General features: G+C 71.1%; 12 protein-coding genes. 5 read left to right on the forward strand and 7 right to left on the reverse strand.

Features of this window, described 5'->3' with window-relative positions; translation table 11 throughout:
• The first annotated feature begins 103 nt into the window (after positions 1-103).
• Complete coding sequence (locus E2651_RS44330) at positions 104-241, forward strand: hypothetical protein (protein WP_167828982.1); 138 nt, start codon at positions 104-106, stop codon at positions 239-241.
• Here E2651_RS44330 and E2651_RS34630 read toward each other — a convergent pair whose 3' ends face one another.
• The 4 genes from E2651_RS34630 to E2651_RS34645 form a co-directional block, all read right to left on the reverse strand.
• The gene (locus E2651_RS34630; RefSeq protein WP_167828983.1) at positions 242-1,072 is read right to left on the reverse strand and encodes a DMT family transporter; all 831 of its coding nucleotides are present in this window, start codon (positions 1,070-1,072) and stop codon (positions 242-244) included.
• A 28-nt stretch (positions 1,073-1,100) separates the two neighbouring features.
• Positions 1,101-1,313: an alpha/beta fold hydrolase gene (locus E2651_RS46225; protein ID WP_348541684.1), complete on the reverse strand. Its 213-nt coding sequence runs from the start codon at positions 1,311-1,313 to the stop codon at positions 1,101-1,103.
• A 489-nt stretch (positions 1,314-1,802) separates the two neighbouring features.
• Positions 1,803-2,705 carry a zinc-binding dehydrogenase gene (locus E2651_RS34640; RefSeq protein ID WP_135335229.1) on the reverse strand — a complete coding sequence of 301 codons (903 nt, stop codon included), beginning with the start codon at positions 2,703-2,705 and terminating at the stop codon, positions 1,803-1,805.
• A 46-nt stretch (positions 2,706-2,751) separates the two neighbouring features.
• Positions 2,752-5,637: a BTAD domain-containing putative transcriptional regulator gene (locus E2651_RS34645; RefSeq protein WP_135335230.1), complete on the reverse strand. Its 2,886-nt coding sequence runs from the start codon at positions 5,635-5,637 to the stop codon at positions 2,752-2,754.
• Between the two features lie 89 nt (positions 5,638-5,726).
• Here E2651_RS34645 and E2651_RS34650 point away from each other — a divergent pair, with 89 nt between their 5' ends.
• Genes E2651_RS34650 through E2651_RS34660 form a run of 3 tightly spaced genes read left to right on the forward strand, consistent with a single transcriptional unit; the run spans position 5,727 to position 7,805 of the window.
• On the forward strand, positions 5,727-6,233 hold the full coding sequence (locus E2651_RS34650; protein WP_135335231.1) for an NAD(P)H-dependent oxidoreductase: 507 nt from the start codon (positions 5,727-5,729) through the stop codon (positions 6,231-6,233).
• Positions 6,220-7,389, forward strand: a complete 1,170-nt coding sequence (locus E2651_RS34655) for an MFS transporter (protein WP_209446318.1) — start codon at positions 6,220-6,222, stop codon at positions 7,387-7,389. The genes E2651_RS34650 and E2651_RS34655 overlap by 14 nt, the downstream gene beginning before the upstream one ends.
• Before the next feature lie 14 nt (positions 7,390-7,403).
• Positions 7,404-7,805 carry a RidA family protein gene (locus E2651_RS34660; RefSeq protein ID WP_135335232.1) on the forward strand — a complete coding sequence of 134 codons (402 nt, stop codon included), beginning with the start codon at positions 7,404-7,406 and terminating at the stop codon, positions 7,803-7,805.
• 88 nt (positions 7,806-7,893) lie between these two features.
• Here the strand turns inward: E2651_RS34660 and E2651_RS34665 are convergent, their stop codons facing one another.
• Together E2651_RS34665 and E2651_RS34670 are read right to left on the reverse strand one after the other, a co-directional pair.
• Positions 7,894-8,658, reverse strand: a complete 765-nt coding sequence (locus E2651_RS34665) for an SDR family oxidoreductase (RefSeq protein WP_135335233.1) — start codon at positions 8,656-8,658, stop codon at positions 7,894-7,896.
• A gap of 30 nt (positions 8,659-8,688) precedes the next feature.
• Entirely contained in the window at positions 8,689-9,741 is a 1,053-nt protein-coding gene (locus E2651_RS34670) for an alkene reductase (RefSeq protein WP_348541685.1), read from the reverse strand.
• Positions 9,742-9,891: 150 nt separating this feature from the next.
• Here E2651_RS34670 and E2651_RS34675 point away from each other — a divergent pair, with 150 nt between their 5' ends.
• Positions 9,892-10,503, forward strand: a complete 612-nt coding sequence (locus E2651_RS34675; protein WP_167828984.1) for a TetR/AcrR family transcriptional regulator — start codon at positions 9,892-9,894, stop codon at positions 10,501-10,503.
• A gap of 50 nt (positions 10,504-10,553) precedes the next feature.
• On the opposite strand, the gene E2651_RS45660 is transcribed toward E2651_RS34675, so the two are convergent.
• Positions 10,554-11,081 carry a dihydrofolate reductase family protein gene (locus E2651_RS45660; protein WP_245239416.1) on the reverse strand — a complete coding sequence of 176 codons (528 nt, stop codon included), beginning with the start codon at positions 11,079-11,081 and terminating at the stop codon, positions 10,554-10,556.
• Positions 11,082-11,394: the final 313 nt, after the last annotated feature.

The following is an 11,394-nucleotide window of genomic DNA, read 5'->3' on the forward strand; positions in this document are numbered from 1 at the left end:
CCCACACACAAGCCCTCCTCCGGCTCGCCCGGCAACGGATCAACGTGCTGTTCGCGATACTCCGCGACGGCACCTTCTACGAACCCCGCACCCCACGCCTCGCTTGACGAAAGACATAGAGGCACCCCCCCAGATGCGGCCCGACGCGGCCTTCACCTCGCGGGAGGGCGCGGCCGACCTCACCGCACCGCCGAGCGGTCACGTGCCGCGGACCGACCTGGACGGCTCGCCCCGGGCCTGATCAGGTCGCGGTGGAGATGGCCAGGACGCCGACGAGGGAGAGGGCGATGCCGAATTGTTGCAGCCGCCCGAGCCGTTCCTTCAGCACGATCCGAGCCAGGGCGATGGTGACGACGGTGTGCAGCGACCCCAGGACGGCGGCGGTGCTCGCCATGCCGAGGTTGGAGGCGGTGGCGTACAGGAAGTCGGCCGTAATGATGAGGACGCCGATGGCGGCGGTCGCGGGCAGGTCGGCTCCCGTGATCGTCACGCGTCGGCGCTGGGCGACGATGACGGCCGCGATGGCGGTGACCGCCGTGAGCCGGGCGACCAGCAGGGCCCACCCGACATCCTCGCCGCTGGCGTTGTGCATGGCGAGGAAGAAGGTCCCGAAGCCCAGCGCCGCCAGCAGCCCATAGAGGAGGCTCGGCAGTGCCCGGCGGCCCGTGCCGCCGTCGGCCGGGGACTTCGAGGTGATGACGAGGCCGACGAGCGCGAGGGCGAGCCCGCCGAACTGGAGCGGAGCGGGGACCTCTCCGGTCACCACCCCGGCCACCAGCGGCACGACGGGTGCCGTCGCCGCGACCGGGGCGACGATGCCCATCCGGCCGACCGCCAGCCCTCGGTAGAGGGCGGCGACGCCCGCCGTCTCGGCCAACCCGGCCACGGCCGCCTGGCCCAGTGAGGAGACGTCGGGAAGAGGCGTGCCCTTCGCGGCGACCATGGCCATGAGCAGGGCCAGCGCGGTGGTCTGCGAGATCAGCAGTACCGATATCAGGGGGAGCGAACGGCTTTTGAGCCCACCCAGGAAGTCGGATGCTCCCCAGCCGAGGCTGGCGCCCAAAGCGAGCAAGACGGCGAGCATAGGGTCCCCCAGTCGTTCAGTGGCGGGCGGTGTGGTCGAGGATCGCCGGGACGACGGTGTCCCACTGGTTGCGGGGGAAGACCTCGTGTCCGGTCCGCGGCATCGCGAGGAAGAGCGCACCGGGGATCTCGGCGGCAAGGGCGTAGCCGTGCTCGACCGGCAACAACGGGTCCTCGGTGCCGTGCAGGACCAGCGTCGGGGCGGTGATCTGACCGACCGGTGCCGCCACGGCTCCCCAGCGTCCAACAGGAACGGGTTGGTCAGCTGCGCCGCGATGTCGGCCGAGCGTTCGAGGACACGTCTGGAGAGCTCCCGCATGGCCGCCACGTCGAAGGGACGCGAGGCGGCGGCGAAGGGACACTCAGCCTCGACCAGATAGTCAAGAACGGCATCGTGGTCCGACCAATCAGGTTCGGCCGCCTCGGCCGCGAACACCTGCTGGAGCCGCTCCGACATCTGAGGCAGATCATCGTGGATGTGGCCCGGCCCGCCAGGCGTCGAGGAGGCCAGGGTCAGGGAGGCGACCCGTTCAGGACAGTCGAGCGCCACGAGCTGGGCGACCGCGGCCCCCTGCGACATGCCGACCAGATGGGCCGTGTCCAGGCCGAGCGCGGGCACCAATGCGGCGGCGTCGGAGACCAGGTCGCGCAACGTATGGGACGGGGCACCGGCCGGAGAGACGACAGCCTCTCGTCAGGAAGTTCCGTCACCCGCCCGGTCAGGCCAGGGTGAGGACGGCCTTGCCCCGGACCTCGCGGGACAGCAGCGCTCGGGCGGCCTCGGCCGCCCGGTCCCAGGGGCCCCGCCAGCCCACCTGGGCGTCGAGGTCGCCGGTGGCCAGCAGCCCGACCAGGTGAGCCAGGTCGTCGCCGAACGGGGCCCTGATGTTGAAGTTCTCGATCCGGCCGCGCAAGGATCGGACGCGGGCCTCCTCAAAGTCGATCACGGTGGGTTCCTTGGAAGCCTTGCCGATCGCCTGGACCACGCCGTCGTCCTCCAGCCGGTAGAACGCCTCGGCGAGCTGGCTTCCGCCCACGTTGTCGAGCACGCCGTACACGCGCTCCGTCAGGCCCTCGGGGCCGACCACGGTCTCGGCCGCGCCCAGCTCGCGCAGCCCGGCCGCCCGCTGCGGCCCGCCCACCGACGCGACCACGTGAGCCCCAGCCTGGGCGGCCAGCTGGACGGCGAACCGACCGACGCCGCCCGAGGCGCCGGTCACCAGCACCCTGCGGCCCTCGATGGGACCGAGCCGCCGGAGGGCCTGAAACGCGGTGACGCCCGCCACTGGCAGCGCCGCGGTCAGGGCCAGATCGACGTCGGCGGGGACGACGGCCAGGTCGGCGGTGCTGACGGCGCGGCGCTCAGCCCAGGCCCCCGACCAGCCGAACGTCACCACACGGGTGCCCACGGCCGGGCCGGAGCCGTCGGCCGCCGCCCGCGCCACCACCCCGGCGGCGTCCCAGCCCGGAACGTGCGAGGGACGGGGCGCCGACGACCGGTAAGCCACCTCTCCGAAGTTGAGGGAGACAGCCGCCACCTCGACCAGGACCTGGTCGGCAGCAGGGATCGGGTCGGGAACGTCAGCGAAGGTCAGGTCGGGGGTGAAGACGAGTGCTCTCATGGGTCCCACCCTGCCGAGGGCCACGCACGATTCGCTGACGGTCCCCTCACGGCCCGATCAGCGAGCGGATCCGGTCCACGTCGCCGCGTTCGGCGGGCGGGAGCGGCGCGCCGACCGACGCGCGAAGATCCTCGGCCTCCCCGAGGAGCCGGGCCGCCTCATCGGAGGAGCCCTCCAGCGCCTCGACCTCGGCCAGGCCCTCCAACGCCAGCGCCACCGAACGCGGATCGCCGACTTCACGAGCCGCGTCCAGCCCACGCGTATGCAGGCCACGCGCCACCGCCGTCTCGCCCCGCGCCGCCGCGACAAAGCCAAGCTCGGCCAGGATCAGGGTCACCCCGTAGAACGGCACTCCGAACTCGGTCTCCAACCGTCGGTTCCAGTTCAACGACTCCCGCAGCAGCGTCTCGGCGCGGTCGAGTTCGCCCGACCTGCGCGCCACCAGCGCCAGCCCGACTCGCGCGAACTCCTCGGCGAACCGGTTCGCCTGCTCGGCCGCCACCCGCATACCCTGCTCGTGCAGGTCGGTGGAGCGTTCCAGATTCCCGGTGAGCAGCGCGACCCGGCCCAGGCTGGACAGTCGGTATGACACGTCGGTCCGCAACCCCAGGTCCTCCGCGATCCGCAGCCCTTCACGGTGCAGCCGCCCGGCACGCGCGTGGTCGCCTGTGACCTCGGCGAGGTAGCCGAGCATGTCGGACGCCTGGAGGTGCCCCCAGCGGTCGCCGAGTTCGCCGAACAGGTCGATGCTCTGCTCCCCGCTGGTCGCGGCCACCGCGAAGTCGCCCCGGAACATCGCCAGCTTGGTACGGCTCGCCAGCGTGGCGGCCTCACCCCACCGATCTCCCCGCGCCCGGAACTCGACCAGCGCCTCCTCCAGCAGCCCGAAGGCGGCGTCGACGTCCCCGAAGTGCAGATGGGCATGGGCCAGGAACCACCGCGAACGCGCGTCGGTGAACACGGGCTCTTCGACACGGCCCGCACCCGACAGCAGCGCGAAACCCGCGCCCCAGGCCGTTCCCTTCGTGTGCCGGTGCCCCTCCTGGTGCCTGCCGCGCAGGTACCAGTACCAGGTCAGCGCCTGGACCAGCCTGGATGGCGCCGTCCGGTCGAGCACGGCGCGCAGGTTCAGGTCCTCCTCGTCGAGCCGCGCCAGCCACTGCCGCTGTCCGCCGCTCTGCAGGTGTGGGGCGGCCCGTTCCGCCAGGCCGGTGTAGTAGCGGTCGCGGAGCTCGAAGACGGGGGCGTCGGCGTCGAGCCGTTCCAGGCAGTAGGCCGTGACGCTCTCCAGGAGCCGGTACCGGGGAGCGCCGGTCACCATCGACCGGTTCACGAGCTGGTCGAGCAGGTCGAGGTCGACGCCGACGGCCTCGGCGGCCTCCAGCGTGCACCCGCCGGGATGGACGGCCAGCGCCAGCATCGCGGCCCGCTGCTCCTCGGTGAGCTGCTCCCAGCTCCAGTCGATCACCGCCCGGAGGGTCTGCTGCCGGGCGGGCCTGCCCCGGCCCGAGCCACGAAGCAGCCGGAACCGGTCGTCCAGGCGTTCGGCGACTCCGCGCACACCGAGCGCCCGCACCCGGGCGGCGGCCAGCTCCAACGCCAGCGGAAGTCCGTCCAACCTCGCGCAGACGGCCTCCGCCCAGGGGGCGTCCTCAGCGTCCAGCGGCACGCCCGCCCGTTCGACGAACAGGTCGAACGCGGCGGCCCGGTCGAGCGGCGGCACCACGAAGACGGTCTCGCCAGGCAGCGCCAACGGCTCCCGGCTGGTGGCGAGGACCCGAACGCCGGAGGCGGCCCGCAGCAGGGTCTCCGCCAGGGCCGCGACCTCCTCGGCCAGGTGTTCGCAGTTGTCCAGCACCAGCAGCAGCCGTCGGGTCCGCAGCGCGTCGGCCACCCGGTCCGCGGCGTCGGGGACGGGCACCTGGGGCGCCGCGGAGGTCTCATCCCGGACACCGAGCCCGGCCGCCACCAGCTCGGCCACATGGCCGTCGGCGCCCGCCAGCTCGACCAGGCACACGCCGTCGGGGAACGCGGCCTGCGAGGCCGCCGCCAGAGCCAGGCGTGTCTTGCCGACCCCACCGGGGCCGGTCAGAGTGACCAGCCGTTCCTCCTCCAGCAGCTCATGCACCCTCGCGACCTCGCCCTCCCGCCCAATGAGCGACGTGACCTGCGCGGGCAGGGACGAGGAACGGGAGACAGCGACAGGGGCGAGCCCCAGATCCTGGTTCAGGATCGCTCGGTGCAACGCCACCAGGTCGGGGCCGGGGTCAAGACCCAGCTCGTCGGCGAGCCGTTCGCGCAGGTCGGCGTATCCGGCCAAAGCCTCGCTCTGTCGTCCCGCGCCGTACAGCGCTCGAAGGTGCGCGGCACGCAGCCGTTCCCGGAGCGGATGCCGGGCCACCAGTTCGCCCAGCTCGTCGGCCAGCCGGTGGTGCTCGCCGAGCGCTAGCCGCACCTCCGCCTGCTCCTCCAACGCCGTCAGTCGCTGCTCGTCGAGGCGGACAGCCGAGCCGTAGGCGAACGTGTCGCGAAAGTCGGCGTAAGCGGGGCCGCGCCACAACGCCAGCGCGTCGGTCAGCAGATCCGCCCTGGTCCGCAGGTCCGGGCTGGCCAGCGCCGCCGAGAACAGCGCGCCGAACTCCACGGCGTCCACCGCCGTGCTGGCCAGGGAGTACCCGGTCGGCCCGTAGGCGACCAGCGCTCGGTCGCCCAAGACGCGCCGGAGCTGGGAGACCTTGGTCTGAAGGGTGTTGGTGGGATTCCCTGGCAGGTCCTCGCCCCACAGGTCGTCCAGCAGCCGGTCGGTCGACACCGGACGCCCCTCGTGCAGAAGGAGCGCGGCGAGCAGCGCCCTCACCTTCAGCTCCGGAACCCGGACGGGCGTGCCGTCCGCCGCCCACACCGAAAGCGGGCCCAGCACTCCAAATCGCATCGCACGAGACTATCCCCAGCCGACCCCCAGCCGATCATGCGCGGCCCCACGCACAGTGGAGCCCGCCAACTACGCGGGAAGGGGACGAGATGCGCATCGCGATCATCATCGGGAGCATCCGGGAGGGCCGTTTCGGCCCGACCGCCGCAGACTGGCTCGCCGCCAGGGCGTGCCGCCGCCCCGACCTCGACGTGGACATCATCGACCTTGCCCAGGCGTGGCTGCCCACGACCCTCCCGGCCGAACCTCCGACCACCGGCGGCCCACCCGCCGTCGAGGACCTGCGTCCGTGGCTCGCCACCGCCGACGGCTTCGTCATCGTGACCTCGGAAGACAACCACAGCTTCCCCGCCTCGCTGAAGAACGCCATCGACTGGTACCGCGAGGAGTGGCGGGCCAAGCCCGTGGCCTTCGTCGCCTACGGGGCCGAGTCCGGTGGACTACGCGCCGTCGACCACCTCCGCCCGGTCTTCACCTCCCTCGCCGCCGCATGTGTCGGCGACCCGGTCGCCTTCCGCTTCCGCAACGCCCCCGACGACTCCGCGGCCGAACGGCTGCTCGACGACCTCAAGGACCACCACCATGCACACCGTTGAGAACCACCCGCGCGCGGTGCTGGCGATCGCCCTCGGCATCTTCGCCCTCATGACCTCGGAACTGCTGCCTGTGGGCCTGCTCACCCCGATCGGCTCGGAACTGGAGGTGTCAGCCGGAACGGCTGGCCTGATGGTCACCGTCCCCGGCCTGCTCGCAGCCGTCTCGGCCCCCACGATCACCGTGCTCGCCGCCCGCCTCGACCGGCGGACCCTGCTGGTCGCGTTGACCAGCCTCATGGCCGCCGCCAACCTGGTCAGCGCCATAGCCCCCACATTCCCCGTGATCCTGCTGGCCCGGCTCGCGATCGGCGTGAGTGTCGGCGGATTCTGGGCCGTGGCCGGAGGACTGGCCGTACGGCTCGTCCCGGAACACGGGGTCGCCCGCGCCACCGCGATCATCTTCGGCGGGGTGTCCACCGCCTCGGTCGTCGGCGTCCCTGCCGGGACCCTGCTCGGTGACACCGTCGGCTGGCGCGCCGCGTTCGCGACGGTAGGGGTACTAGGTCTGATCGCGGCGGCCGCGTTGCGAGCGCTGGTACCGCCGCTTCCACCAGGAGAGCCCGTCACCATCAAGACTCTCCCCGCACTCCTACGCGGCAACCGGGGCGTGCGGACCGGGCTCCTGATCACCACGCTGCTGATCACCGGCCACTTCGCGGCCTACACATTCGTCCGCCCCCTGCTCCAGGAGACCTCGAACATCACCGGCGGGACCACGGGACTCCTCCTCATGGCCTACGGGATCGCCGGGATCACCGGCAACTTCCTGGCCGGCTCCCGAGTACGCAACCACGTACGCGAAACCCTCCTGACCGTCGCCCTCGCGATCGCGTCCACCCTGGCGCTGCTCGCGGTACCCGGCCAGGGGCCGGTCACCGGAACGCTCCTGCTCGCCGTCTGGGGCCTGGCCTACGGCGCAGTCTCGGTCAGCCTCCAGACCTGGATGCTCCAAGCCGCCCCCAACGCGGCGGCCGCCGCCTCGGCACTGTTCGTCTCCGCCTTCAACCTGTCCATCGCCCTCGGCGCGCTACTCGGCGGCCTGGCCGCCGACGGCCTCGCCACCAGGGCCGTCCTCGGTGTCGGAGGCGTCCTCGCCCTGCTCACCGCCCTGACCGTCGCCGCCGGAACCCCGGCGACGACCCGCACCCACCACTGACGGGAAGCACAGCCATGTCGCACACCATCATCAACCCCGAGACCCTGCACAACCCGGTCGGCTACGGATACAGCCACCTGGCCCGCACCAACAGCGGCCTGGTGTTCGTCGCGGGCCAGTACGCCTCGGACGGCGAGGGGCACGTGACCTCGCCCGACTTCACCGACCAGGTCCGCCAGTCGCTGACCAACCTGCGCACCGCCCTGGCGGCCGTAGGACTCGACTACCAGCACGTGATCCAGATCCGCACCTACATCGTCGACCACGACGCCGCCAAGCTCGCGGTGATAGCCCAGCTCATCGGAGAGATCTGGGGAGACGTCCCGCCGACCCAGACCCTCACCGGGGTGGCCGCCCTGGCCCTGCCCGACATGCTCTTCGAGATCGACGCGATCGCCGTCCCGCCGACCGAGTGACCCGCCCCTCCCGATGTCCCGGCGACCTGGAACGGTCGCCGGGACATCGGCTATGAGGATCAATCCGGGGTGGACCCACGAGAACGGGTCATACGGTCTTGAGCAGACCCCCGTCGATGACGTAGTCGCTGCCGGTGATGTAGCTGGCCGCCGGGGACCCGAGGAAGACGATCAGGTTGGCGACCTCCTGGGGCGTCCCCCAGCGGCCCAGCGTGACGTTGATCTGGTCCGGCAGGTCCGTCATGAGCTGGGTGAAGTCGGCGCCGCGGGCCTGGCTGACGCGCGGACCGTACTCGTCCCACAACGGGGTGCGGATGAGCGCCGGCGAGACCGTGTTGACGCGAATGCCGCGCGGGCCGAGCTCGTCGGCCAGTCCCTTGCTGAGCGCGGTCACGGCCGCTTTGGAAGCGCCGTACCAGTGCGGGCCCGACGCCGGCCAGTGGGCGACGCTGGTGGAAACGTTGACGACCGCCTCACGTAGCAGGGGCAGCAGGGCGCGGGTGATGCGCACGTTGCTGAAGAAGTTGAGCTCGAACGCGCGCTGCCAGGTCGCGTCGTCGAGGTCGGGCAGCGCGCCCAGGTCGAGGCCGGCGAGGCCGCCGACCCCGTTGACGAGCAGGTCGGCGCCGCCGAGCTCGTTCTCGGCGACCCGCCGCAGCTCTGCCACACCCTCGGAGGTGAGCAGGTCGGCCTCGACGGTGAGGGCGCCGGTTTCCTTCAGCTGCGCGGTGACCTTGCGGTCGGCGCCGAGTACCGTCACGCCCTCGGCGACAAGGGTGCGGACGACAGCACCTCCGATGCCGCCGCTCGCGGCGGTGACGACGGCGGTCTTTCCGGCGAGTTCCAGATCCATGATGGAGTTCCTAATCGTTGGGTGAGCTGCTCAGGCGTTCAGCGTCGGGTAATCGGTGTAGCCGCGGTGGTCGCCGCCGTAGAAGGTGGCCTTGTCCGCCGCCGTATAGGGGCCGCCGGCCTGGATCCGGGCGGGGAGGTCCGGGTTGGCCAGCCACAGCTCGGCCAGAGCGATCGCGTCGGCGACGCCGTCCCGGAGCGCCTCGGCGCCGATCTCGGGGGTGCCGGGGAAGGAGTCCGCGGCGGGGTGGGGGTTGAGGATCAGGACCCCGGGCCACTGGGCGCGGATCAGCCTGGTGATGTCGCGGGTGAGGAACTCGGCGACGTGCAGGTACGCCAGCGGGAGCGGTGCCAGGGCAGCGACGAGCTCGGTGTACAGCTCGGCGGTGTCGCTCTCGGCCATCCCGTTGTAGGTGATGCCCGGGGAGAGCTTGATCCCGACGCGTTCCGGACCGATCGTCTCGCTGACGGCCTGAGCCACCTCAAGGGTGAGACGGATACGGCCCGCGATGGAGCCGCCGTACCCGTCAGAGCGCTTGTTGGTGCCGTCGGCCAGGAACTGGTGGAGCAGGAACCCGTTGGCGGCATGCAGTTCGACACCGTCGAACCCTGCCTCGACCGCGTTGAGCGCGGCGGCGGCGAAGTCGGCGACGGTCTGGCTGATGTCGGCCGGCGTCATCTCCCGCGGCGCGGGATGGTCCAGCATGCCCTCCGGTGTGAACAGCTGCTCACCGGAGGCGATCGGTGACGGGCCCATCGGCAGTGCCGCGTCGGGGTACAGGCTGGGGTGACCAATCCGGCCGCAGTGCACGAGCTGGGCGACGATGCGACCGCCACCGGCGTGGACCGCGTCGGTCACCACGCGCCAGGCCCGGACCTGCTCGGCCGAGTGAAGACCGGGCGTCTGGATGTAGCCCTGCCCGATCTCGCTGATCTGAGTGGCCTCGCTGATGATCATTCCCGCCGCGGCGCGCTGCGCGTAATACTCGGCGGTCAGCTCGGACACGAGGCCGCCATGCGCACGACTGCGGGTCATCGGCGCCATCGCCAGCCGGTTGGGCAGATGCAGCTTGCCTGCGGTCAACGGTTCGAAATAGCCAGACACATGTGGTCCTTATCGAGGGAGAACAGGGCTGGAGCATTGGCAAACGAGACGTCTCGTTTGCTTCATTGGAATCCGGACCGCCGCACAGAGGGCGGCAAACGGGACGTCTCGTTCCGGCACGGTGGAGGCATGACTCCCGCACCGAATCCCGAACGCCGCAACGAACGGTCCCGGCGCGCGACACTGGACGCGACCATCGAGCTGACCACCACCAGGGGCTACGCCAAGGTCTCCGTCGACGCCATCGCCACCCACGCCGGTGTCAGCAAACAGACCATCTACCGCTGGTGGCCGTCCAGGGCGGTGCTCACCCTGGAGGCCCTCGCCGATCACATCGGGGATGCCACCGCCTTCCCCGACACCGGCGACATCACCGCTGATCTCACTACCCAGCTCGAGAGGGTCGTCGCCGTGCTGACGTCCCCGATCGGGGACGTCTTGCGCGGCATCATCGCGGACGCCCAGACCGACCCGGCCGTCGGCGCCGCGCTACGCGAGAGCCTCATCGAGCCGCCGACCCGGCTGTGCCAGGCCCGGCTCGAGGCCGCCATCGCCGACGGGCAGCTCCGCAACGACGTTCCCACCAGCGCCATGGTCGAGATGATCTACGGGACCATGTATTACCGGCTGCTGCTCGGGACCGCCACGCTCGGCCTCGACGACGTCCCGCTGTTCATCGCCCGCACCCTTGACGGGCTCCGGCCGAGGAGCGTCGCCGACTCGGCGCACCGGCCCCAGTGACCACCGGCACGCGCCCGACGCTCCGTCGGTGAAGTCCGGTGCCGGTTTCCTTACCGGGCCCGGTCGTAGACCATGGCCCTCTCGCCCGGCTCGCCGGTCTCCTGGTGAGCGAGCGTCCATTTCGTGGCTGGCAGGCCGTCGTCGAACAGTCGCTGCCCGCCCCTGGCGATCTCAGGGAAGATCATGAGATAGAGGCGGTCGAACAGGTCTGCCGCAAGGAGCGGCTTGATGAGGCTTGCGCTGCTGTTGATGAGGATGTCGATCTCCGCAGTGCCCTCAAGCAAGCCGACGGCAGCCTCTCCCTCACGGCGGCAAGTCCCCAGGGCGACATGTGCGGACTCGAGCCAGGTGTTGCGCAGTCGGGACACGGGGCGGACGTCCCGTAGCTGCTCGTCCGGCAGAAGCGCTGCCTGCCGGACGCACACATGGTTCTCCTCGATGGCGAGCTGTAGCCGCGCAAGCTCCGCCAGCGCATCCTCTGGAGCCACATCGACTTGATGGAGGGCGATGCGTTGCGCACCGGCAACCAGCGCGGCGTGCCGCTTGATCGGCCTGAGTCCAGCCCCGATGACGCCCACCGCACAGGCTGCCCAGTGCGGTCGCCATGATCCGAGAACGCCGTACACTCTCGGCGCCTCTTCCACCGGGATTCCCAACGTCTCCTGGCCGCATCCAGCTCTTTTCTCCGGGACCCAGCCCGATGGTGTCCCGCCGAGTGGTGTAGCCGGTCTGGGTTCTGGAACGCGCGGGGGTCTGCTCGGGGTGTGCATCCGCTGTCGGTGACTGCTCCCTGAGCAGAGGCAGGCCATCGCGCAAGTCTCTTTGGTGAACGGCCAGTTCAACCGAGGAGGACGCGATGGCCTTGTCCCAGTCTGACCTGATGCGGCTGCT

The organism is Streptomyces sp. MZ04 (assembly GCF_004684775.1).
Taxonomy (GTDB): Bacteria; Actinomycetota; Actinomycetes; order Streptomycetales; family Streptomycetaceae; genus Streptomyces.